The sequence below is a fragment of the Actinomadura sp. NBRC 104425 genome, from assembly GCF_030269545.1.
In the GTDB taxonomy this organism is placed as follows: Bacteria; Actinomycetota; Actinomycetes; order Streptosporangiales; family Streptosporangiaceae; genus Spirillospora; species Spirillospora keratinilytica.
This window is the reverse complement of record NZ_BSTN01000010.1, coordinates 221495-244842: the sequence shown is the minus strand read 5'-3', so window position 1 is coordinate 244842 and position 23348 is coordinate 221495. Positions and strand designations below refer to the sequence as shown.

Genomic DNA, 23348 nt, shown 5'->3' with positions numbered 1-23348 from the left:
CGACCGCACCGCGATCATCCGCCTCGTCGGCGCCGTGCTGATGGAGCAGACCGACGAGTGGACCGAGGGCCGCCGCTACATGGGCCTGGAGTTCCTCGCCAAAGCCAGACTGCGAGTGATTGACGGCAGCCCTTGCGGGGACGAGACCGACCAGCAGGCGATCACTGCTTAACCGGCAGAAACAGGATCACGCGGAGGCCGACTCATACACCACTCCGCTGGACGTGACCGGCCGGGGTCCGTCCCTCGGCCACTGGCCAAGGCAAAGTCGTCTGGGCCCTCATGGCGCCCATCTGAGAGCAGGCCGACGACTGCTCGTGGTTTCGAACCGCCGCCGCCAGTTCCACCAGCGAACCGGTACCTCGGACGAACCAGTACTTCGTTGGCTCGGCATCGGCGAGGGGAAGGCGGGCGTGTGGAAGGCCGCCAACATCGGGGCGGCCATGGCGGACGGCTACGCGGATCCGGCCTCGCCCCTGCCGGGGCGCGTGGATGCGTTGATCACCCTGCTCAAGGATCTGTTCGACGGCATCGAGCCGGTCGGCCACACTGCGCAAGCCCGAGTTCGCGGGTGCGTTGATCTCCCGGCGGCTGCCGGCCCCCTCGGTGGACATCGGTGCCGCGGTGGCGGGACTGCCGCGCTCGGCCTGCGTATGCGCGCCGGTGTCCGTGGCGCCGTGACGGTTCAGCGGGCGAGGCGGGTGCGGACGAGCAGGTTGTGGAGGGCGCGGTGGGCGGTGGGCTTGGTCGGGAGGGAGGAGCGGTCGCGTTCTTCCTCCAGGCGTTGGGTGAGGGATTTGACGTCGTCGGCGAGGCGGGCGCGGGCGGGCGCGTCGGACGGGAGGGCGCCGTGCTCGGCGGCGCGCTTGGCCTCGATCAGGTCGGGGAGGTACGGCGGGCCGTATTCGGGGGCGAGTTCGTTCAGGTCGGCGACGATCGTGCCGGTGCGCATCAGGTGTATTCCGGTGAGCAGGACGCGGAACGTGTAGAGAAGAGGCTTGAGGCGGCCCGTCTTCTCGAAGAGCGTCCATTGGTTGCGGCCGAAGCCCAGGTAGTGGTGGGCGTGGGCCGAGGTGACCAGGTCCGGTAGGAGGGCCAGGAGTTCTTCGTGCACTGGGGACGTCGCCACGATCAGCGGTGAGGCGACCTGTTCGAGCACGTAGCCGTTGCGGTTCAGCAGCATGCGGCAGAACTTGGCGAGGTCGTGGGTGACCAGGTCGGCCTCGACGCCGTTCTGGTCCCACGTCCAGGTGACGGTCTCCTGCCCCGTCTCCAGGCCGACGACCTCGGGGAGCGGCAGCAGGTGGACGCCGCGCAGGTCGATGTCGGAGTCGACGGACGGAAAGCCGTACAGGTGGGCGCCGCTGACGGTGACGAACGCGCGCGGGTACGGGTGGCCTTGATCCAGGTGCTCGGCCATGCCCTCGGGAAGGTTCATGCGACCTCTCTGCGTCGTACGGAGAGCAGGAACTTTTCGATGCGGGCGCGGTCGGGCTCGGCGGGGAGCGGAGTGCCGGCGAGGGCCTGGTCCATGTCGGCGGCCAGCTCGGCGCGCCAGGCGGCGATGTCGTCCCATGGCATCTCGCCGCGGCGGACGGCGAGCAGCGCGGCGCGGTACTCGCCGACGTCGACGAGCGGTTCGCCGTGCCGGACCAGGTGGCGCCCGCTGATCAGAAGGCGGAGCAGGTGCATCACGTGTTTCCAGCGCGGCTCGCCCCGGTTGCGCAGGTCGCCCTCCAGCTTGCGGAACTGGCTTTCGGCGTACCGCAGAAACGTGCGATGCGCCCGCAGGGAGAGGAACGCGTCGCGGAGGCCGCGCAGCTCCTCGCCGACGGGGGTGACGCGCTCGACGAGCGGCGACCACAGGCACTCCAGGACGGTCGGGTTGGCGTCCAGCGCCAGGAGGCAGAACCGCTCGAGCTCCCAGGAGAACTGTTCGGGCCCGGGCCCGTCCACGTGCGTGGGCGGCTTGTCGAAGCGCCAGAACAGCGGCGTCGGCGCCACGTAGACGCCGCGCCGGTCCACGTCGCTGCCGTCGACCGCCAGCCCGTAGGCGCGCGAGCCCACGACCACCGAGAGAATCGTGTGGTCGCGCACCAGCCGCACACCGAGATCGTCCACAGGGCGAGCTTGGCCGAAGGCGGCAGGCGATGCCAAACCGATATCGGCCGACGCCGGTCACGGGCCTCCCGGAAGACGCGGCGGCATGGTCAGGTGAGGCATGCGTGTCGGTACCTGGGCGGGCCTCGTGCTCGCGGTGGGGGTTCTCGCGGGATGCAGCGGCGAGTCGGACTCCCCACCTGTCGCTTCATCCCACGTCGCGTCGCCTCCGGTGGCCTCCACGCCCGCGGCGGCGACGACCGCCCCCGGGGCGCCGGACGCGAACACCTTCCGGGGGTGCCTGCAGCAGCAGGGCATACGGCTGCCCGAGGACGAGAACAACAGCGGCGGCGAGGAGCGGATGCGCACGGCCATCGAATCCTGTGCGTCGCTGCTCACCCCGGGAGAGGCCGTCCGGATCCGGGTGGTGAAGGACAGCGCGTTCCAGAAGTGCCTGGCAGGCCACGGGGTGAAACTGCCCGCCCCCGGCCAGTGGCTGAGCATCAACCGCGGTGAGGACCGGGTCATGGACGCGGCCCTCACGCGGTGCTGACGCTCAGAGGTCGGCGGTTCACGTGGATGGCAGGGCGGTCAACCGGCGGTGGCCGTCGGACGCCCCTGCAGGACCTGGCCCGCGGGTCGTAGTCGCCGCCGATGACGTTGCACGCCGTGACGTGGAACCAGGCCGTGACCCAGGTTCCGGCCACCTGGAGCGCATGGGGCAGATCATGCGGGCCGGTGGCGGCCGACGCCTCCGCCGGGCCGCGCGACTGACCGCACGGCCGATCGCGCGACCTGTCGCCGGAAATGCGAGCGGGGAGGGGCGCGGCCCATGCCCCGCGCCCCTCCCCGCGGCCCCCGGGGGGAGGCCGGGCTCAGCGCAGGGGAGGTACTGCCCGCTGAGCCAACCCGAGGGCGTACTCCGGCCACCACTCGCCGGCGGCCGGGTCGGCCGACCCGTATTCGGGGTCGGCGGGGCCGGGGGTGCCGCGGGTGCACTGCCCGTCGGACTCGCCGGGCCGCTTCACCCACAGGAAGGCGTCCACCAGCCCGTTGCCGGTGCGGGTCGTGGGCCGCGCGCCCAGGCCGCGGCCGGGCGGGTTGCACCACTCCTGCGGGTCGGTGTACTTGCCGGGCGGGGCGGTCCACGGCCCCTGCCCGTTGCGGCTGGTGTCGATCACGAAGTGGGTGAGCCGGCGCGGGTCGGCGGGCTCGGCGGCCAGGTCGTCCGGCGTGCAGGACGCCGCGCCCGTGCGCTGCCGGAACCGGATGCACTTGGCGACGTCGGTGCCGTAGGACACCAGTTCGGCGTCGGCGCGGTAGTTGGAGACGTTGAGGAAGAACCCGTCGGCCTTGGCGATGCCGCCGCGCAGCAGGCGGCTGACGATGCCGGGCTGGGCGCGCGGCTCCCCGTACCCGGCGTCGTAGTCGTTGATGGACTGCCAGGCCGAGTGGCCGGCGTCGATGTAGACGCCGGTGCGCGGCAGCCGGGTGAAGGTGTCCACCGCGTGGCGGATCTCGCGGAACCGCTGCTCGACCAGTGCCATGTCCTCCGGCTGCCCGGTGGTTCCGCCGCCGCCCTCGTTGCACCACGGTTCGCTGGACAGCAGCGCCAGGCCGTCCGGTTCGACGATCACCACGGCCTCGCCGCCGCCGATGCCCTCGGCGAACGCCCTGATCCACGCGCGGTAGGCCTGCTCGTTCGGGGCGCCGCCCGCCGAGTACTGGGAGCAGTCGCGGCCCGGCACGTAGTAGGCGACCAGGACGGGCACCGATTTCTGCCGGGCGGCGTCGCGCATCGTGGCGCGGACGGACCTGCGCACCTCGTCGGGTGTTCCACCGGTGAACCACACCGCCTGGGAGATGTGCGACAGGGCGCGCATGTACGCCGCGTCCTGGGTGCGGCCTTCGCTCGCCCACACCTTGGCCTGCCGCCCGGCGTTGGTGTCGGGCTCGACGTAGAAGCGGACGGGGCCGTCCAGCGGGTTGCCCGCGCGGGCGGCGTGACCGGCGGCGGTCGCCGCGGTCGTGACGTGCCGCGCAGGCGGCACCGTGGCCTGCGCGGGCGCGCCCGTGCCCGTCACCACCGCGCCCGCGACCGCGGCGAGCGCCACCGCGGCGGGGCCGATGCGTGCTCTCATGCGTGCTCCTCGAAGCTCCTCGGCTTGGGAGCGCTCCCATATCCCGAGAGTTCCGGTCCGCGCGGCGCCTGTCAACCGCCGACCGCCGGTGTGCGCACGCCCGCACGGCCACAGCCAGGACTTACTTACGCAACGTGATGGGAGCGCTCCCACACGTCGCGGACCAGCAAGTTTTCGCGAACGTAACGGTTATGTTGCGACCCATTGACAGTGACGTGGAGCACAGTCTTTCCTTCGTGGGAGCGCTCCCACAGCCGATTCACGAACGAGAGGGGTCCCCCAATGAGGGCCACCACGCGCCGCGTCCCCGGCGGCAGGGGACTGAAAACGGGCCTGGCCGCCGTGCTCGCCGGGATTCTCGCCGCCACCTCCGCCTGCGGAGGCGGGGACGACGACAACGGCTCGTCCGGCGGCACGATCGAGCTCACCGTCGACGTCTTCGGCGAGTTCGGCTACGAGGGGCTGTACAAGCAGTACGAGGCGTCCCACCCCAACATCAAGATCCGGCAGCGCAAGGTCGCCGAGCTCGACCAGTTCAAGCCGCGCCTGCAGCAGTGGATGGCCACCGGCAGCGGCGCCGGCGACGTGGTCGCGCTGGAGGAGGGCATCCTGCCCACCTACATGCAGCAGGCCAACCGCTTCGTCAACCTGTTCGACTACGGCGGCGCGTCGCTGGAGAAGAACTTCCTGCCCTGGAAGTGGAAGATGGGCATCACCGCCGACGGCAAGCAGCTGGTCGGCCTCGGCACCGACATCGGCCCCATGGGCATGTGCTACCGCAAGGACCTGTTCAAGCAGGCCGGGCTGCCCACGGACCGCGACGAGGTGTCCAACCTGTGGCCGGACTGGAACAGCTTCCTGGAGACGGGCAAGAAGTTCCAGGCGAAGGTGCCCAAGACCAAGTGGCTGGACGGGCCGACCGCCATCTGGCGCACCACCGTGTCGCAGGAGGGCGGCAGGACCGTCGGCTACACCTACTTCGACAACAACGACAACCTGGTGTTCAGCTCCAACCCGGCGGTCAAGACGGCATTCGACACCACGCTGCGCTTCCAGACCGAGAACCTGACCGCCAACATGCGGATCTTCACGCCCGAGTGGCAGACCGCCCTCAAGCGCGACACCTTCGCCACGCTGCCCTGTCCCGCCTGGATGCTCGGCGGCATCGAGGAGTTCTCCGGCGACTACGGCAAGGGCAAGTGGGACGTGGCCAAGCTGCCCGGCGGCGCCGGCGTGTGGGGCGGCTCCTGGCTGGCGGTGCCCAAGCAGTCCAAGCACCCCAAGGAGGCCGCCGAGCTGGCCAAGTTCCTGACCAGCCCGCAGGGCCAGCTGGCCGCGTTCAAGGACAAGAACACCTTCCCGTCCTCGCCGCAGGCCCAGCAGGACCCGGCGGTGACCGGCAAGACCAACCCCTACTTCGGGGACGCGCCGATCGGCAAGATCTTCAGCGAGATGGCCGGCGCGGTCAAGCCGCTGCACCTCGGCCCGAAGAACGAGGACGTGCGTGAGGACGTCGAGGACGTCCTCCTCGGCGTCGGCCAGGGCCAGATCAAGGCGTCCGACGCCTGGAACCGCGCCGTCGAAGCCGCCACCAGGGCGGCACGGTAACGCCCGCGCCTCCCGGGAGCCGTGACGGGCCGGAGATCCCGGACCGCGTCCGGCCCCCGGGAGCGTGCAGGCCCAGGGGCCGCGGCGGCGGCGCAGCAGACGACCGCCCCACCCGCCGCCGCCGCTTCCCCCGGCCCCCGTCCGGCGCCCGCCTCCCCGCGGGAAGGCGGGCGCCACACCGACGCGTCGCAGGCGCGCCGCATCATCCGAACCTCCCCGACGCCCAGAAAGGACGTTTTCATGAGCGTCGACGTGCGCCCGGCCAGTTCCGGGCGCAACCGGGCGGGCCGAGCGCAGCGGTCCGCTCCGCCCGGCGCGCCCCGCCGCGGCTGGCGGACCCGTCTCGCGCGGCTCGACATGCGGGCCTCGCCCTACCTGTTCATCTCGCCCTTCTACATCGTCTTCCTGATCTTCGGCGCGTTCCCGCTGGTCTTCACCGTCTGGGTGTCCCTGCACGACTGGGAGCTGGCCTCGGGCCTGCGGGAGTTCACCGGGCTGCAGAACTACCGGGAGCTGCTCGGCGACGAGGCGTTCTGGCGCTCGGTCGTCAACACGATCGGGATCTTCTTCATGTCCACCGTGCCGCAGCTGCTGCTGGCGCTGTGGGTGGCCAACCTGCTGAACCGGCGGCTGCGCGCCAGCACGTTCTACCGCATCGGCATGGTCGCCCCGATGGTGACCTCGACCGCGGCGGTGGCGATCGTGTTCGCCCAGCTGTTCGCCCGCGACTACGGCATGGTCAACTGGCTGCTCGGCCAGGTCGGCGTGGACCCGATCGACTGGCAGGCGTCGCGCGGCTGGTCCTGGGTGGCGATCTCGGCGATGGTCGACTGGCGGTGGACCGGCTACAACGCGCTGATCTACCTGGCCGCCATGCAGGCCATCCCCAAGGACCTGTACGAGGCGGCGGCCATCGACGGCGCCTCCCGGGTGCGCCAGTTCTGGCAGATCACCGTTCCGATGCTGCGGCCCACGATCCTCTTCACCGTCATCATCTCCACGATCGGCGGCCTGCAGCTGTTCACCGAGCCGGTGCTGTTCGGCAGCGGCCGGATGGACGGCGGCCCGGTGCACCAGTACCAGACCGTCGCCATGTACATGTTCGACAACGCGTTCCGTAGCGACGCCTACGGCTACGGCGCGGCGATCGCCTGGATGCTCTTCCTGATGATCATCGTCTTCTCGCTGCTCAACTTCCTGTTCGTCCGGCGTGCGGGAGGGGCGCGATGACCGCCGTGCTGTCGCGACCGGGCCGCTCCGGCGGCGCGCGGCGCCGCGCCGGGCGGCTGCGCGGGCTGTGGGACGCCAGCCCGCTGACCTACATCACGCTGATCGCCGCGCTGGCGCTGTCGATCTTCCCGATCTACTGGATGATCATCGTCGCGACCCGCGGCAACGAGGTGGTCGGCGCCGTGCCGCCGCCGATGACGCCGGGCGGCAACTTCGGCGACAACGTGGGCCGCCTGTTCGACAACCCCGACGCCTACTTCGCCAAGGGCCTGGTCAACTCGGCGATCGTGTCGTCGTGCGTCACGGTCTCCACGGTGTTCTTCGCCTCGCTGGCCGGGTTCGCCTTCGCCAAGCTGCGCTTCCGCGGCAAGAACGCGCTGCTGCTAGTGATCATCGCGACCATGATGATCCCGGTGCAGATGGGCATCATCCCGCTCTACATGATCATGGTGGAGCTGGGCTGGCAGAACCGGCTGCAGGCGGTCATCGTGCCGTTCCTGGTCACCGGGTTCGGCGTGTTCATGATGCGCCAGTACGCCGACCAGGCCGTGCCGGACGAGCTGATCGAGGCCGCCCGGGTGGACGGCTGCACCACCTTCGGCCTGTACTGGCGGGTCGTGCTGCCGGCGCTGCGGCCCGCGGCGGGCGTGCTGGGCCTGTTCACGTTCATGCAGACCTGGAACGAGTTCATGTGGCCGCTGGCGGTGCTCAACCCCGAGAACCCGACCGTCCAGCTGTCCATCAACAACCTGGCGAACGCCTACTTCAAGGACTACACGCTGATGTTCGCCGGGACGACGCTGGCCATCCTTCCGCTGCTCATCGTCTTCATCCTGTTCGGCCGCCAGATCATCGGCGGAATCATGGAAGGTGCGATCAAGGCGTGACCTCCGTACAGCACAGCTCCGAGCCCGCGCCCGCCGTCGCGTTCCCCGCGGGGTTCCGCTGGGGCGCCGCCACCGCGGCGTACCAGATCGAGGGCGCCGCCGCCGAGGACGGCCGCGGGCCGTCCATCTGGGACACCTTCTGCCGCACGCCCGGCAAGGTGCTGGGCGGCGACACCGGCGACGTGGCGGTCGACCACTACCACCGGTTCCGCGAGGACGTGGCGCTCATGGCCGAACTGGGCCTGACCGCCTACCGGTTCTCGGTGTCCTGGCCGCGCGTGCAGCCGTCCGGCGCCGGGCCGCTCAACCCCGCGGGCCTGGACTTCTACCGCCGCCTGGTGGACGCCCTGCTGGAGGCGGGCATCGAGCCGTGGCCGACGCTCTACCACTGGGACCTGCCGCAGCCGCTGGAGGACGCCGGCGGCTGGCCCGAGCGCGACACCGCGCACCGGTTCGCCGACTACGCCGGGGAGGTGCACGCGGCGCTCGGCGACCGGGTGTCGCAGTGGATGACGATCAACGAGCCGTGGTGCGCGGCGTTCCTGGGGTACGCCTCGGGAGAGCATGCGCCCGGTCGAAGGGAGCCGGCCGCCGCGCTGCGCGCCGCGCACCACCTGATGCTCGGGCACGGCCTGGCGGTCGAGGCGATGCGCGCCCGCCGCCCGCAGAACCGGTTCGGCGCCGCCGTCAACCTGTACGCCGTCTCTCCGGCGACGCAGTCGGAGGCCGACCTGGACGCGGCGCGCCGCATCGACGGCATGCAGAACCGGCTCTTCCTGGACCCGCTGCTGCGCGGCTCCTACCCGGCCGACGTGCTGGCCGACCTGGAGGGGCACGACTTCGACGCGTGCGTGCGGGACGGCGACCTGGCGGTGATCAACCAGCGGCTCGACCAGCTCGGCGTCAACTACTACTCCCGGTTCACCGTGGCGGGCACCCCGGGCGAGGCCACCCAGGCGGCGACGTCGCCGTTCTCCGGCCACTCCCCCTGGGTGGGCAGCGAGTTCGTGCGGTTCGTCGACGGCGGCCGCCCGGTCACCGGCATGGGCTGGGAGATCGACGAGACCGGCCTGCACGAGCTGCTGGTGCGGCTGCACCGCGAGTACCCGCCGGTCGCGCTGTACGTCACCGAGAACGGCGCGGGCTACGACGAGCCCCCCAACGGCGACCTGCCCCTCAACGACACCGACCGCATCGCCTACCTGGAGGCGCACCTGCGCGCCTGCCACGACGCCATCGCCGAGGGCGTGCCCCTGCGCGGCTATTTCACCTGGTCGCTTCTGGATAATTTCGAGTGGGCATGGGGGTACTCCAAGCGCTTCGGGCTGGTGCACGTCGACTACGCCACCCAGCGCCGGGTGCCCAAGGAGAGCGCACGCTGGTACTCGCGGGTGATCCGGCAGGGCGGACTGCCGGACCACCGCTGACGGCGTCGCACGCGACGAAGGGGCCGGAACAGATGCGGGAGACCAGGGTGCCCGGACGGGCACCGGACACCGGGTTCATGCGGGGGCTCGGACGCAGGCTCGTACGTGGGCCCGGCGCGGCCGCGCGGACGGCGGGGCGCCCATGGCGGTGAGACGCCCGTCGGACCGGCCCACCCTGGAGGAGGTCGCCGCGCGGGCCGGGGTCGGGCGGGGCACCGTGTCGCGGGTCATCAACGGCTCGCCGCGGGTGAGCCGCCGGGCCCGCGAGGCGGTGCTGCGCGCGATCGACGAGCTGGGATACGTGCCGAACCGGGCGGCCCGCACCCTGGTGACCCGGCGGACCGACACGGTGGCGCTGGTGGTGGCCGAGTCCGAGCTGCGGGTGTTCGACGAGCCGTTCTTCGCCGGAATCACCCGCGGCATCAGCTCGGAGCTGAACGCCACCGGGCTGCAGCTGCTGCTGGCGCTGGCGCAGTCCCCCGACGAGTACGCCCGGCTGGAGCAGTACCTGACCGGGCAGCACGTCGACGGGGTGCTGCTGACCTCGCTGCACGCCGACGACCCGCTGCCGGCCAAGCTGGAGGCCAACGGGGTGCCGACCGTGCTGGGCGGGCGGCCCCCGGGCCTGTCCCCGGTCAGCTACGTCGACGTCGACAACCGCGACGGCGCCCGCCGCGCCGTGCAGTACCTGCTGGACCAGGGGCGGCGGCGCATCGCCACCGTCGCCGGGCCGCAGGACATGGGCGTGGGCATCGACCGGCTGGCCGGGTACCGGGAGGCGCTGGCCGAGGCGGGCCTGCCGGAGCTGGTGGTGTACGGCGACTTCAGCGAGGCCAGCGGGGTCGCCGCCGCCGAGGAGCTGCTGGAGATCGCCCCGGACCTGGACGCGGTGTTCGCCGCCGACGACCCGATGGCGCTGGGCGCCATGCGGGTGCTGAAGAAGCGCGGGCGCCGCATCCCCGAGGACGTGGCGGTGATCGGCTTCGAGGACTCGGCCAGCGCCCCGGTGGCCGATCCCCCGCTGACCACCGTCCACCAGTCGGTGGAGGAGATGGGCCGCAGCATGGCGCGGCTGCTGGTGTCGCGGATCCGGGGCGAGGCCGTGGCCGAGCCGGTGGTGATCCTGCAGACCCATCTGGTGCTGCGCGAGTCGGCGTGAGTGCGCCGCGCGCCCCCGGGGCGCGCGGCCACCTGCGCGAACCCGCGAGTCACACTGGACAAAGTGGTGTACATCACGGTGTACTTGCGGGTACCTCGGTCCGTGCGGCGGGCGCCGTATCGCATGCGCAAGGGCGCCGTCGGTGAGGGGGCACGGCCGGACCACCCGAGGAGGGCGCGGTGCGCCGCGCCCATGACCCCCGACCCTAGGTGCAGCGATGGCCTCAGTCACCCTCGAATCGGTGAGCAAGGTCTATCCGGGCGGGGTGCGTGCGGTGCGCGACCTGAGCCTGCATGTCCGCGACGGGGAGCTGCTGGTGCTGCTCGGCCCGTCCGGCTGCGGCAAGTCGACGATCCTGCGCATCATCGCCGGTCTGGAGCAGCCCAGCAGCGGCGAGCTGTGGCTGGACGACCGGCCGGCCACCGACCTGCCGCCGCGCGAGCGCAACGTGGCGATGGTGTTCCAGAACGGCGCGCTGTACCCGCACCGCAGCATCCACGGCAATCTGGCGTTCCCGCTGGAGCTGGCGGGCGAGGACCCGGCCGAGATCCGGGCCAAGGTGGTCGAGCTGTCGCGCGCCCTGAAGATCGACCAGACGCTGGACCGGCTGCCCGGCAGCCTGTCGGGCGGGCAGCGGCAGCGGGTGGCGATGGGCCGGGCGATCATCCGCGAGCCGTCGGTGTTCCTGATGGACGAGCCGCTGTCCAACCTGGACGCGGCGCTGCGCACCGACCTGCGGCTGGAGATCGGCGCGCTGGTGCGCGGCCTCGGCGTGACCACCGTGTACGTCACCCACGACCAGGTGGAGGCGCTGACGCTGGCCGACCGGATCGCGGTGCTGCGCGACGGGCGCCTGGAGGACCTCGGCACACCCACCCAGGTGTACGAGGACCCCGCCACCGCGTTCACCGCCGCGTTCCTGGGCGCCCCGCAGATCAACCTGCTCACCGGGATCGTCTACGCGCAGCTGGGCGAGGGCAGCGTCACCATCGACCTGGGCGGCCAGGAGCTGCGGCTGCCGTGGACCGATCCGCGGGTGGAGCATCTGGCGCGCCACCACGGCATGCCGATCGTGGTGGGGGTGCGCGCCGACGCGCTGTGGCCCGTGGACGGGCCGGACGGGGGCGCCGGGCTGTCGGGGCGGCTGCGCGCGCTGGAGTACCACGGGCACGAGTGGCTGGCGCATGTGGAGACGGACGTTCCGGTGGTCGACCGCGACCTGCTCGGCGCGGAGCGGCCGGCGCAGGACGCGGCCCCGCGTACCGAGCCGGCGGTGCTGGACCGGGTCCGTGCGCTGCTGCGGCTGGGGAACCGCCGCGGCGAGCCCGAGCCGGCGTCCGACCACGTGGGCGCGCACCGCCGGTCGGACCTGGTGGTGCGGCTGAGGTCCGGGCACGGGCAGCAGGTCGGGGCGCCGGTGCGGCTGGCGCTGGACGTGTCGCGGGCGCTGTTCTTCGGCCAGGACGGCCGCCGCATCGACCCCGTCCAACGCTGAGCCGGGGGCCGCCCCGGGGCGGACGTGGAAGGGCGCCGCGGGCCGCTGCGGAGAGGGGTCACCGTCGCTAACGGGCCGCGGCGCCCGGCTTTGGGGCCGCCGGTTGTTCTAGGCGGTGGTGCAGGTGGTGCCGTTGAGGGTGAACGCGGTGGGCGCGGGCGTCTGACCGTCGTGGGTGCCGTTGAACCCGATGGAGGTGGACGCGCCGGGGGCGAGCGTGCCGTTCCAGGAGGCGTTCACGGCGGTGACGGTCGTCCCGGACTGCGACCACTGGGCGCTCCAGCCCTGGCTCACACGCTGCCCGGCGGGCAGGTCGAACGTCAGGGTCCACCCGTTGATGGCGGTGGAGCCGGTGTTGGTGATGGTGACGGCCGCGGTGAAGCCGGTGTTCCACTGGGCGGTGACCGCGTAGGAGACCTTGCAGGACGCCGCCGGGTCGGGGTCGCCGCCGCCGGGGGTGCCGCCCAGGGCCACACGCAGCGCGTCGTAGGCGGGCTTGGGCTGCAGGTTCTCGTCCCATGGCAGCGCGGCGCCCTCTCCGGGGAACACGCTGGGGATCCAGGAGTACTTGTCGGTGTAGTCCCAGATGGTGATGCCGACGCAGCGGGACACGGCCAGGCACGCCTTGGTCACGTCGGAGTACCAGGTGGCCTGGGTGGCGAGCTTGGTGCTGTCGGCGGGCAGCTGCATGCGGATGTCGAGCTCGGTGATGGCCACGTCCAGGCCGAGGTCGGCGAAGCGCTGCAGGTTCTCCTGCATGCGGGACGGGAAGCCGTACTGCAGCGCCAGATGCCCTTGGAATCCGACGCCGTCGATGGGCACGCCCTGGTCCAGGAGCGATGTGACGAGCCGGTACATGCCGTCGCTCTTGGCGCCGATCCCGTCGATGTTGTAGTCGTTGATGTAGAGCTTGGCGTCGGGGTCGGCGGCGCGGGCGGCGCGGAAGGCGTCGGCGATGTAGCTCTCCCCCAGCGTGCGGGAGAAGACGGTGTCGCGGAGGGTGCCGTCCTCGTTCAGCGGCTCGTTCACCACGTCCCAGTGCACGACCTTGCCCTTGTAGTGGGACGCGACGGTGGTGACGTGGTTCTGCAGGATGGACCGCAGCTCTTCGGCGGAGAAGTTGCCGCCCGACACCCAGCTCGGCAGCTGGCTGTGCCACACCAGCGTGTGCCCGCGCACCTGCTGCCCGTTGCGCTGGGCGAGGTCCACGATGGCGTCGCCGCCGCTGAAGTCGAACTGCCCCCGCTGCGGTTCGGTGGCGTCCCACTTCATCGAGTTGCCGGGGGTGATGGAGGAGAACTCGCTGCTGAGGATGGACACGTACGCGGCGTCGCTGAGCTCGGGATTGTCGGTGGCCGACCCGAAGTAGCGGTTCTTGGCGGCGGCGAGCTCGCCGAGCGTGGGCTCGGCGGCCTTCTCGACAGGCGCTGCGGCAGGCGCTGCGACGGGCGCCGCGGCAGGTGCCGCGGCCGCCGGCGGCGCGGGCGCGACGGCCGCGGCGGCGGCGAGCAGGCCGGCGGCGACGGCCGGCGCTGGACGGAACCTCATCGGCATGACCCTCCTCGGATGAACGGGGTGCGAACCGGTCCCGGCCCTGGGAGCGCTCCCACACCGCGCCGAAGGTACCCCGCCCCCGTACGGCCCGGAAGACGGTCTTTCACATCTCTCACAGATATTTCCGGGCGGCGCGGCAACCTTCCGCCCCCGCCCCGGCGACTTGCAGGTGGAACGACGAACCGGGGGCTCCGCCCATCGCTCCCGGCGTTCCGCCTGCCCGCCCCGTCGGCCCCTGGGGCGGGCAGTTCGGCTTCTAGGGTGCTGACCTATGCGGCATCTGGGAGACTTCGGCGGGCTGGTGGAGCTGGCGGGACGGCGGCGTGCGCTGTGGCCCCGCCCCGACGCGTCCCTGCGCGCCCGCCTCGACGAGTCGCTGGGCATGCCCCCGTACGGCGACGACGCCGGCGTGCGCACCGAGCGCGCCTGGTCGGCCGGCGGGATCGACGGCCAGGAGCTGTCGTGGTCGCCCGGGTTCGGGCCGCGCACCCGCGCCTGGCTGCTGCGCCCGGCCGGCGCGCGGGGGCCGCTGCCGGGCGTGCTGGCGCTGCACTGCCACGCCGGGATGAAGTACTGGGGCAAGGAGAAGATCGCCGACGGCCCGTCCGGCGGGACGCCGCCCGAGATCCGCGCGCTGCGCGAGGAGATCTACGGCGGCCGGGCGTTCGCGGCGGAGCTGGCGCGGCGCGGCTTCGCGGTGCTGTGCCACGACGTGTTCCTGTGGGGCAGCCGCCGCTTCCCGCTGGAGACGATGCCCGAACGCGTCCGCGCCCTCGCCGACGACCTGCGCGAACTCGCCGAACGGCGGGGCGGGTCGATGAGCGGGCCGCGGTACTACGACACCGCCGCGCGCCACCACGAGCCGGTCGTCGCCAAGTACTGCAACCTGCTGGGCACGTCCCTGCTCGGCCTGATCGCCCGCGAGGACCTCATCGCGGCGCGCGTGCTGGCCGGGCTGCCCGGCGTGCGGGCGGACGCGCTCGGCTGCATCGGCCTGTCGGGCGGCGGCCTGCGCGCGGGGATGCTGCACGCGCTGTGCCCTCAGGTGCGGGCGTCGGTGGTGGTGGCGATGATGGCCTCGCTGCCGGACATGCTGGGCGAGCACGTGGACGCCCATTCGTGGGTGTCGTGGCCGCCCGGCCTTGCGGCGGTGGGCGACTGGCCCGACATCGTGGCGCTCGGCGCCCCGTCCCCCCTGCTGGTGCTGTACGGGGAGCGCGACCCGCTGTTCCCTCCCGAGGGCATGCGGCATGCGGACGCCCGGCTGCGCCGGTCGTACCGGGCGGCCGGGCGTCCGGACGCCTACACCGGGGCGTTCCACCCGGTGGGCCACGTCTTCGACGCGGCGATGCAGGAGCAGGCGTTCGAATGGCTGTCGTCGGTGCTGTCCCCCGCCCCGGGCCGGTGACGCGGCCGGGGCGTCAGCGCCCTCGCGTCAGTCGCCCCCCCCCGCATCAGGTGCCCCCGCCTCAGTCGCCCTTGCGCTGGCGGTACTTGGCCTCGGCCTCGGTGAACTTCTTGGCCAGCTCGTCCAGGAACGCCTGCGGCGTCAGCTGCCCGAGCAGCACCTTCTGGAACTGCGGCTCGGCCTCCGACTTGGTCATGGCGTTGAACTCGGGCAGGTAGTACGGCAGCTGGACCAGCTTGGTCTTGGGGTCGTTGGTCGCCTTGATCGCGTTCTCCAGGGTGGGGTTCTCCTTGATCCACGGCTCGGCCGCCGACTCGGTGTTGGCCGGGATCTGCCCCTGCTCGCGGCTCCAGTAGGAGGACATCTCCCGGGACGAGACGAACTCGGCGAACCTCCAGGCGGCGTCCTTGTGCTTGCTGGATTTGAACACCGCCGTCCCGCCGATCGGGTTGGAGATCACCACCCGGGTCCCGTCGGGCAGCGCGGGGATCGGCAGGCCGGCGAACTTGCCCTCCCCCAGCGCCTTCTTGTGGTCGCCGTAGGAGCCGAGGTTGTGCTGCATCATGCCGATCGTGCCGCCGTCGAACTGGGCGGTCATCTTGATGTAGTCGTTGTTGACGTCGGCGCTCGGGGTGTACTTCTTGTACAGCGCGACGGTCTTCTGCAGCGCGGCGACGTTGCGCGGGTCGTTGATGGTGGCCTTGCCCTGCGCGTCGAAGATCTGGGTGATGCCGGACTGGGCGTAGATGAACTCCAGCACCTGCGCGATCGACCCGGCGCCGCCGCGGATGGTGTAGCCGTAGCGGTTCTTGCCGGCGTCGGTGAGCCGCTCGGCCGCGGTGTAGAAGTCGTCCCAGGTCTCCGGCGGCTTGAGGCCCTTCTCCTTGAACCAGTCGGGCCGGTACCACAGCACGCCCATGTTGGCGTTGCTGGGCAGCTCGTACAGCTTGCCGTCCGGCCCGGCCTGCTTGATGAGCTGCAGGAAGGTGCTGTTGAGCTTGCCGTTGAGCGGGCTTGCGGCCAGCCGCCCGTCCAGCGGCTCCAGCGCGCCCTGGCCGGCCACCGAGGCCAGCAGCGCGGTGGTCATGCCGACAGAGTCCGGCAGCCCGCCGGCGGCGATGGCGGTGTCGATCTTCTGCTGCACCTGGGCGATGGGGATGCCGACGTACTTGACCTTGATCGTGGGGTTGCGCTTTTCGAACTCGGCGATGGTGTGCTGCCACCGGGGGGTGTTGGCGGCGCTGGCGTTGGTGTCCCAGTAGGTGATCGTGACGGTGCCGCCGGACGACCCGGAGCCGCCGCCGCACGCGCCGAGCAGCAGCGCGCCGCCCGCCATGAGCGCGGTGGCCGCCAGCGGCACTCTCGCCAGGAAGGTTCCGCGTCCCGGCTCGCGACCGCGTCGAGTCATCGTCGTTCCTGCCCTTCTCATGTGGGGTGGGATCGTCATGAGTGGTCCTCTCCGTCGACGTGGAAGCCCTCGAAGTCGGCGTGGCCTGCGGCCGGGCCCGGGCCGGGCGGGGCGGCCGCGAACAGGCCGAGGGTGGCGCCGACCCACAGCGCCCCGGTCGCGGTGAACGGGCCGCCGAACGGCCGGGGCCCGGTCCCCGCGTCGGCGGTGAAGCGGCACTCGGCTCCGGCGCCCACGTGCACGGCCAGCCGGACCGGGCGCCCCGGGTCGGGCAGCGGGCGCCGCGGGGCCGCGTCCCGCTCCGGGCCGTCCGGGCGGGCGACGCGGTACACCAGGTCCACTCCCGCGGCGGTGCGTTCCAGGCCGATCCAGGCGTAGGCGTCGCCGAGCACCGTCAACCCGGCGCGGGCGCCCGGCTCGCCGGCGGTCAGGGTGAGGTCGGTGGCGGCGGTGAAGGTCTGCGCGGGCAGCCGCTGGCCGAGCACGCCGGGCAGGCGGCGCAGGTCGCCGGCGTCGGCGCTGCGCACGCAGGCCAGGCGGAGCCCGCCGCCGGGCGCCCGCCCGGTCCACGCCGGGTCGGGCACGCCCTGCCAGGTCCACTGCGGGCCGAACCGCCCGCCGGCGAAGTCGTCGCCGGCTGCGGGGGCCGCGGGCGGCTGGCCCGCCACGGGTTTGCGGTGCCGCCGGACGGGCGTGCCGTGCACGCCGATCTCGGGCCAGCCGTCCGCGCGCCACCGCATGGGCTGCAGGTGGACGACGCGGCCGTAGGCGCCCCGGTCCTGGAAGTGCAGGAACCAGTGCCCGCCGTCGGGGGCGTCCACCCAGGCGCCCTGGTGCGGGCCGTTGACGTCGCTGTCGCCCTGCTCCAGGACGACGCGGTGCTCGTAGGGCCCGAAGACGCCGGGCGCGCGGAAGGCGTACTGCCAGCCGGTGGCCACTCCCCCGGCGGGCGCGAAGATCCAGTAGTGGCCGCCGTGCCGGTACAGCTTGGGGCCCTCCAGGGTGCGGCAGCCGGGGATCTCGTCGCCGTCCACGACGACCGTGCCCTCGTCCAGCAGCCGGGTGGCGTCCGGGCTCATCCGGTGCAGGGTGAGCCGGTTGTTGAACCCGGCGCGGCTCTTGGCCCAGGCGTGCACCAGGTAGGCCGAGCCGTCCTCGTCCCACAGCGGGCAGGGGTCGATGAGGCCGCGTCCGGGCTTGAGCAGGCGCGGCCGCGTCCACGGCCCGGCGGGGTCGGCGGCGGTGACGACGTAGATCCCGCGGTCGGGGTCCGGGTAGAAGATCCAGAACCGGCCGGCGTGGTGGCGCAGCGCCGGCGCCCACACGCCGTGGCCCCGGCGCGGTGCCGCGTACGCCTCGGCCGGCTCGGGCTCGGGCAGCGCGTGCCCGATGATCGTCCAGTTGACCAGGTCGCGGGAGTGCAGCACGGGCAGGCCCGGCACGCGGTGGAAGCTGGAGGCGGTCAGGTAGTAGTCGCGGCCGACGCGGATCGCGTCGGGGTCGGACCAGTCGGCGTTCAGCACCGGGTTGCGGTACGTGCCGTCGCCCAGGTCGGCGGTCCACTGCAGCCGGGCCGCCGAGCCGGGCGCGTTCACCGAGCCGGGCGTGTTCACCGAGCCGGGCACAGGGCCTCCCGCAGCTTGCCGATCTCGGCGTCGGACAGGTGCCCGTCGGCGACGACCGTCACGATGCGCCGGGCCACGGAGCCGCCCGGGGGCACCTGGAGGGAGCGCTCCCAGGCCAGCGAGGACCCCACCCCCGGGTACTCGGCGACCCGCACGAACCACGGGTCGGCGGCGGTGGCGGCGTCGGCGGGCAGGAACGCCAGCGTCCAGGCGCGGCCGTCGGGTGCGGTGCCGGTCAGCGCCAGCCAGTCGGCGCGGGCGCCGTGCACGGCCTGCTCGCCCTCGGCGTGCGGCGTGCGCACCCGCAGGCCGGCGGACGCGCCGGGCGCCCGCCAGAAGAACCCGCCGTACCCGGCGCCGGGCCGCCCGTTGGTGGCGGGGCTGCCGATCCGCAGCGGCCCGCGGGTGGCGTTGGTGAGCGTGAACGCCACGTCCAGCGCCCAGTGGTCGCCCGCCGCGACCGCGCGCACGTCCCGCCGCTCCCGCAGGGCGGCCTCGCCGTCGGCGCCGATCCAGGCGAGCGTCTCGGTGAAGGCGCCGGCGGCGCGGCCCGCCCAGCTCAGGTGCCGCTGCACGCCGTGGTTGTCCAGCCAGGTCGGGCCGCGGCCGCGGACGAACGTGCGGCCGCCCCAGAAGTTGCGCCCGCCGACGTCGGGCACCGCGATGCTGACGCCGAGGTGGTGCCGGTGGTCGGCGGGCGTCAGCTCGGTGACCTCGGTCCCGGCGAAGGTGCGCACCGGGTGGAAGTAGGGGCGGGGCGACAGGGCCGCCGGCAGGTCCGGCCGGGTCACGTACTCGGCGACCACGCGTCCCGCGCAGGTCAGCTCCACCGGTCCGGCGGTCATCCGGGCACCTCCTCGCGGACCGCCCACGGCGCGCCCAGCTCCGAGAACAGGGCGAGGCGTTCGGCGCTGGCCGCGACCAGCGCCTCGACGCCGGGCAGCTCGCGCCGCTGCTGCCCGTCCGCGGTGGTGACGCGCTGCCGCCCGTCGGGGATGGGCAGCGGGTCCGGCGCGGTGCGCACGGCGTCCAGCACCCGCATGAACGCGGCGGTGCGCTCCGGCGGGACGAGCAGCTCGGCGTCGCCGCGCACGTGGGCGAGCAGGTTGTCCAGCAGGTCGGTGCGCGGGTGGACGGAGACGATCGGGTCGCGGCCGGGCCGTTCCAGGCGCACCTCGTCGCGGGTGTAGGTGAGCGCGATGCGCCCCTTTTCGCCGTGCACGATGAGGTACGGCTCGGTGCGCTTGGGCGCGCACAGCGTCGCCGCGACCGTGACGACCGTGCCGCGCGCGGTGCGCAGCCGCAGGCAGGAGGTGTCGTCGCTCTCGATCGGGAAGGCGTGGAACAGCTCCAGCTCGATGCCCGCGACGTCGCCGGGGCCCTCGCTGCCGTCCACCGCCAGGGCGGTGGCCACGGCGTGCGCGAACGGGTTGGTCAGCGCGCCGTCGACCACGTCGGTGCCGCCAGCGCGCCGCCGCCCGGCCCACGGGGCGCGGGCGAAGTAGGCGGACGTGCGCAGCCACGCCCCGGCGGCGCCGATCCCCCGCACCCGGCCGACCGCCCCGTCGGCGATCAGGGTGCACACCGCGGGAATCGCCGCGGAGCCCAGGCTCTGGAAGCCGATCTGGCAGGCGCGTCCGGCGTCCCGCACCCCGGCGGCGATGCGTTCGAAGTCGGCGTAGGTGGCGGCGGGCGGCTTCTCCAGCAGGACGTGCGCGCCGCGCGCCACCGCCGCCAGCGTCAGCTCCGCGTGGGTGGGGATGGGCGTGGCGACGATGACGACCTCGGCGCCGGTGCGGTCGATCAGCGCGGGCAGGTCGGGCGACTGCTCCGGCGCCGGGTCGAACCCGGCGAGCGCCGCCTCGTCCACCGGCCGCAGGTCGCAGACGCCGGCGAGGCGTGCCGTCCCGGCGGCGGCCGCCCGGCGCAGGTTGTCCAGGTGCCAGCGCCCGTGCCCGTGGGCGCCGACCAGGATGACGCCCGTCATGACACGCGGCCCGCTCCGGCCCGGGCGCGCACCAGGCCCGGGACGGCTGGGGCGGGGTCGATGCGGCCGTGCAGGGTGGGCGTCCAGCCGACGTCGCCCGACAGGTCGGGGTCGTTGGCGGCGTTGTAGGCGGCCAGGGCGTCGACGGGCCGGTTCCCCACGTAGGTGCCCTCGGCGTGGATCGCGGTCCCGCCCCAGTTGTAGATGATCTTCTCGGCGGGGGTGCCGGCGCTGAAGTGGTTGTTCTGCGCGTAGATCGCCGACTCCTTGCCCGCGCCCCACGCGTACAGCGACTGCGGCGACCACACGTAGGAGTTGTTGTAGACGTGCACCCGCCCGTACCGCACCCGCGGCACCCGCTGGATCAGGCCGCGGAACTCGTTGTGGTGCAGGGTGACGCGCAGCTTGCCGCGGTCGCCGGTGGCGCTGTCGCTGTTGCCCCACAGCAGCGACTTGTCATGGTCGGCGAACTTCGACCAGGAGACGGTCACCAGGTCGCTGCCGTTCACCACGTCGAGCAGGCCGTCGTGGTGCAGCCAGACCTTGCCGAAGTACTTGGGCTCGGCCGAGTCGGGGCGGTCGCCGTCGCCGAGGGTGACGTGGTCCACCCACACGTGCCGGGAGCCGGAGACGGTGATGTTGTCGAACTCGGTCTTCCAGTCCGCCCCCGACCAGCCGGGGAAGCAGTCGTAGGCGTCCTGCACGTCCAGGTTGCGGATGATGACGTTCTCGGCGTCCTGCACCATCAGGTTGATGCCGGTCAGCCGCGCGCCCTTGCCCACGCCGACGATCGTGGTGTTGGAGCCGACGCGGACGACGACGTCCTTGCGCTGGTTGTCGGTGGAGCGCTTGCGGGCCTCCTCCAGCGGCCCGGACGCGGGCCCGCTCCAGTGCGCCGGGTCGAACGCCTCCAGGTAGGCGTCGAGGCTGTATTCGGGGTCGGCGTAGGCGTCGCAGTCGTCGCCGCCCTTCAGGTGGCCCCGCACGTACACGATCTTCGGGGTGTCGCCGGCGACGGCGGCGGCCAGTTCCTGCCGGGTGCGGACGGTGACGACGTTCTCGGGGGCGGCCGCGGCGCCGCCGGTGGTGCCGCCCTCGGCGGCCGCCCACCCGTCGTTCGGCGCGAGCGTCTGGCGGCCCAGGTCGGTGCGGTGCCCCCCGCCCTGGGAGACGGCGCCCTGGGAGACGGCGGCCTGGGAGGCGGTGCGGGACGTGGCGGCGTGGGCGGCCGGCGCGGCGAGGGCGCTGCCGATGACGCTGCCGATGGTCAAGGCGGACGTGACGACCGTCGCGGTGAGCTTCACGAGTTTCCTCCGTCGTCGTCGAGCCGGGAGCTTTTCAGCAGGTCCGCGTCGAAGCGCAGCCCGAGTCCGGGGCCGTCGCCGGGACGCAGCAGGCCGTCGTCCCCGATCCGCACGGGCGGCGGGGCGGCGGTGTCGAGCAGGCCGAGCGCGGCGAACGAGGCGTCCTCCACGTCCTCGACCATCGCGGGCAGCGGCAGGCAGCACGCCAGCTGCCCGGACAGCTCGGGCAGCAGGTGCGGATGGACCGGCACGCTGAAGGCGCGGGCCAGCTCGGCGATGCGCAGGAACGGGGTGACGCCGCCGACCCGCACCACATTGGGCTGCAGGATGTCGCAGGCGCCCGCGGTGAGCAGGTCGCGGAACTGCCAGGGGGTGTGGGTGTTCTCGCCGAGCGCGATCGGCACGCCGGGCGCGCCCTCGCGCAGCCGCGCGTACCCCTGCACGTCGTCGGCGGGCAGCGGCTCCTCGATCCAGTACGGGTCGTGCGGTCGGAACGCCTCGATGGCGCGCAGCGCGCGGGGCAGGTCCCACAGCTGGTTGGCGTCCAGCATGAGCCGCACGCCGGGGCCGATGACGCGGCGGACGGCGGCGACGCGGGCGACGTCCTCGTCCAGATCCGCCAGCCCGACCTTGATCTTCACGGCGGTCAGGCCCCGCCCGACCCAGCGCCGGGCCTGGTCGGCCAGCTCGTCCACCGTGTAGTGGCGGTTGACGCCGCTGCCGTAGACGGGGGCGGCGTCGCGGCGGCGGCCGACCGCCTCGACCAGGCCGGCCGGGGCGTGCAGGTCCCACAGCGCCAGGTCGACGGCGGCCAGCGCGATCGTGGTCAGCCCGCCGCGCCCCGCCTCGTGCAGGTGCCACCACAGCCGGTCGTAGGCGACGGCCGGATGCGCGGGCAGGCCGATCGCCGCGTCGCGGATGTCGGACTCCAGCAGGGCGTGCGCGGCGCGCCCGCCGACGTTGGGCGCCCAGGTGAACCCGGTGCCGGCCCGCCCGTCGTCGGTGATGACGCGGGTGACGACCAGGTGGATGTGCGTGGTGTCCGGTCCCCACGGCCGCACCAGCGGGATCCGGTGGACGCTGCTGCGCACCTCCGCGATGACGCTCATGAGCCCGCCCCCACCAGCGCGAGCCCGGTCTTGACCAAGCGGGCCAGCTCGTCCAGGTGCTCGGGCGCGGGTTCGACCAGCGGCGGCCGCACCGCGCCGGCGTCCAGGCCGCGCAGCCGCACGCCCGCCTTGACCAGCGACACCGCGTAGCCGGGGACGCGGCTGCGCAGCTCCACCAGCGGCGTGTAGAACTCGGCGAGCAGCCGTTCGGCCAGTTCGGGGTCGTCGTGCTGGGCGCGCTGGTAGGCGGCGGCGACCTCGGGCACGAACCCGAACGCCGCCGAGGAGTACAGCTCGACGCCGATCGCCCGGTAGGCGGGCTGGGTCAGCTCGGCGGTCGGCAGCCCGTTGAAGAACGTGAAGTCGGGGCCGATCTCGCGGCGCACCGCCCGCACGATGCGCGCCATCCGGTCGATGTCGCCGACGCCGTCCTTCAGGCCCGCCACGCCCGGCACGCGGGCCAGCTCCACGGCGGTGTCCGGGTCGAGCACGACCCCGCCGCGCTGGTACACGATCACCGGGATGCCGGCGGCCCGCGCGACCGCCTCGACGTAGGCGCGCAGCCCGTGCCGCGGCCCCTGGGCCAGGTACGGCGGCATGAGCAGCAGCCCGTCGGCGCCGGCCGCCGCCGCGGCCCGGGCCTGGTCGAGGGCGGCGCCGAGCGGTCCGCCCGCCCCGGCGACCACCGGAGCGGCCCCGCCGGCGACCCGCACCGCCGTGCGCACCGCGCGGTCGTGCTCGGCGGGCGACAGCGACGGGAACTCGCCCGTCCCGCACGCGACGAACACCCCGCCGGGCCCGTGCGCGAGCCCGGCGCGCAGGTGCTCGGCGAGCACGGCCTCGTCCAGCGCGCCGTCCGCGCCGAACGGCGTCACCGGGAAGAACAGCACTCCCTGCAGCCGCATG

19 protein-coding genes and 1 pseudogene are annotated in these 23348 nt (G+C 73.2%); 9 read left to right on the top strand and 11 right to left on the bottom strand.

Translation table 11 applies throughout. The features are described 5' to 3' along the window. Nucleotides 1-172, top strand: a pseudogene (locus QSK22_RS18020) (IS256 family transposase); the annotation flags it as partial. Between the two features lie 513 nt (nucleotides 173-685). On the opposite strand, the gene QSK22_RS18015 reads toward QSK22_RS18020, so the two are convergent. Together QSK22_RS18015 and QSK22_RS18010 are read right to left on the bottom strand one after the other, a co-directional pair. Beyond that, the gene (locus QSK22_RS18015) at nucleotides 686-1438 is read right to left on the bottom strand and encodes a nucleotidyltransferase domain-containing protein (protein WP_285495364.1); all 753 of its coding nucleotides are present in this window, start codon (nucleotides 1436-1438) and stop codon (nucleotides 686-688) included. Continuing rightward, complete coding sequence (locus tag QSK22_RS18010; protein ID WP_285495363.1) at nucleotides 1435-2121, bottom strand: nucleotidyltransferase domain-containing protein; 687 nt, start codon at nucleotides 2119-2121, stop codon at nucleotides 1435-1437. The genes QSK22_RS18015 and QSK22_RS18010 overlap by 4 nt, the downstream gene beginning before the upstream one ends. A gap of 211 nt (nucleotides 2122-2332) precedes the next feature. On the opposite strand from QSK22_RS18010, the gene QSK22_RS18005 reads away from it, so the two are divergent. Further along, nucleotides 2333-2653: a hypothetical protein gene (locus QSK22_RS18005; protein ID WP_285495362.1), complete on the top strand. Its 321-nt coding sequence runs from the start codon at nucleotides 2333-2335 to the stop codon at nucleotides 2651-2653. A 322-nt stretch (nucleotides 2654-2975) separates the two neighbouring features. Here the strand turns inward: QSK22_RS18005 and QSK22_RS18000 are convergent, their stop codons facing one another. After that, on the bottom strand, nucleotides 2976-4241 hold the full coding sequence (locus QSK22_RS18000) for a glycoside hydrolase family 6 protein (protein ID WP_285495361.1): 1266 nt from the start codon (nucleotides 4239-4241) through the stop codon (nucleotides 2976-2978). Between the two features lie 282 nt (nucleotides 4242-4523). On the opposite strand from QSK22_RS18000, the gene QSK22_RS17995 reads away from it, so the two are divergent. From QSK22_RS17995 to QSK22_RS17970, 6 genes are all read left to right on the top strand, one after another. Beyond that, nucleotides 4524-5849, top strand: a complete 1326-nt coding sequence (locus tag QSK22_RS17995) for an ABC transporter substrate-binding protein (RefSeq protein ID WP_285495360.1) — start codon at nucleotides 4524-4526, stop codon at nucleotides 5847-5849. Between the two features lie 240 nt (nucleotides 5850-6089). After that, nucleotides 6090-7079 (top strand): carbohydrate ABC transporter permease, encoded by a 990-nt coding sequence (locus tag QSK22_RS17990; protein WP_285495359.1) that lies wholly within the window; start codon nucleotides 6090-6092, stop codon nucleotides 7077-7079. Beyond that, entirely contained in the window at nucleotides 7076-7966 is an 891-nt protein-coding gene (locus tag QSK22_RS17985; protein WP_285495358.1) for a carbohydrate ABC transporter permease, read from the top strand. Before QSK22_RS17990 ends, QSK22_RS17985 begins: the two co-directional genes overlap by 4 nt. Continuing rightward, complete coding sequence (locus QSK22_RS17980) at nucleotides 7963-9393, top strand: GH1 family beta-glucosidase (protein ID WP_285495357.1); 1431 nt, start codon at nucleotides 7963-7965, stop codon at nucleotides 9391-9393. Before QSK22_RS17985 ends, QSK22_RS17980 begins: the two co-directional genes overlap by 4 nt. Nucleotides 9394-9535: 142 nt before the next feature. Beyond that, nucleotides 9536-10552, top strand: coding sequence for a LacI family DNA-binding transcriptional regulator (locus QSK22_RS17975; RefSeq protein ID WP_285495356.1), 1017 nt, complete (start codon nucleotides 9536-9538; stop codon nucleotides 10550-10552). Nucleotides 10553-10769: 217 nt separating this feature from the next. Then, entirely contained in the window at nucleotides 10770-12047 is a 1278-nt protein-coding gene (locus tag QSK22_RS17970; protein ID WP_285495355.1) for an ABC transporter ATP-binding protein, read from the top strand. 108 nt (nucleotides 12048-12155) lie between these two features. On the opposite strand, the gene QSK22_RS17965 is transcribed toward QSK22_RS17970, so the two are convergent. Beyond that, nucleotides 12156-13595: a glycoside hydrolase family 10 protein gene (locus tag QSK22_RS17965; RefSeq protein WP_285495354.1), complete on the bottom strand. Its 1440-nt coding sequence runs from the start codon at nucleotides 13593-13595 to the stop codon at nucleotides 12156-12158. Between the two features lie 277 nt (nucleotides 13596-13872). On the opposite strand from QSK22_RS17965, the gene QSK22_RS17960 reads away from it, so the two are divergent. Further along, the gene (locus tag QSK22_RS17960) at nucleotides 13873-15009 is read left to right on the top strand and encodes a dienelactone hydrolase family protein (RefSeq protein WP_285495353.1); all 1137 of its coding nucleotides are present in this window, start codon (nucleotides 13873-13875) and stop codon (nucleotides 15007-15009) included. Nucleotides 15010-15070: 61 nt separating this feature from the next. On the opposite strand, the gene QSK22_RS17955 is transcribed toward QSK22_RS17960, so the two are convergent. From QSK22_RS17955 to QSK22_RS17925, 7 genes are read right to left on the bottom strand one after another with little or no spacing between them, the layout of a single operon-like run. Continuing rightward, entirely contained in the window at nucleotides 15071-16417 is a 1347-nt protein-coding gene (locus tag QSK22_RS17955) for an ABC transporter substrate-binding protein (RefSeq protein ID WP_285495352.1), read from the bottom strand. A gap of 35 nt (nucleotides 16418-16452) precedes the next feature. After that, entirely contained in the window at nucleotides 16453-18042 is a 1590-nt protein-coding gene (locus QSK22_RS17950; protein ID WP_285495351.1) for a glycoside hydrolase family 43 protein, read from the bottom strand. Next, nucleotides 18027-18887, bottom strand: a complete 861-nt coding sequence (locus tag QSK22_RS17945; RefSeq protein ID WP_285495350.1) for a DUF6807 domain-containing protein — start codon at nucleotides 18885-18887, stop codon at nucleotides 18027-18029. Before QSK22_RS17945 ends, QSK22_RS17950 begins: the two co-directional genes overlap by 16 nt. Continuing rightward, nucleotides 18884-20029 carry a Gfo/Idh/MocA family protein gene (locus tag QSK22_RS17940; protein ID WP_285495349.1) on the bottom strand — a complete coding sequence of 382 codons (1146 nt, stop codon included), beginning with the start codon at nucleotides 20027-20029 and terminating at the stop codon, nucleotides 18884-18886. The genes QSK22_RS17945 and QSK22_RS17940 overlap by 4 nt, the downstream gene beginning before the upstream one ends. Continuing rightward, nucleotides 20026-21333 (bottom strand): pectate lyase family protein, encoded by a 1308-nt coding sequence (locus tag QSK22_RS17935; RefSeq protein WP_285495348.1) that lies wholly within the window; start codon nucleotides 21331-21333, stop codon nucleotides 20026-20028. The genes QSK22_RS17940 and QSK22_RS17935 overlap by 4 nt, the downstream gene beginning before the upstream one ends. After that, nucleotides 21330-22442, bottom strand: coding sequence for a mandelate racemase/muconate lactonizing enzyme family protein (locus QSK22_RS17930; protein ID WP_285495347.1), 1113 nt, complete (start codon nucleotides 22440-22442; stop codon nucleotides 21330-21332). The genes QSK22_RS17935 and QSK22_RS17930 overlap by 4 nt, the downstream gene beginning before the upstream one ends. After that, a complete protein-coding gene (locus QSK22_RS17925) occupies nucleotides 22439-23347 on the bottom strand; it encodes a 5-dehydro-4-deoxyglucarate dehydratase (protein WP_285495346.1) in 909 nt (302 codons plus the stop codon). The genes QSK22_RS17930 and QSK22_RS17925 overlap by 4 nt, the downstream gene beginning before the upstream one ends. Between the last annotated feature and the right edge of the window lies 1 nt (nucleotide 23348).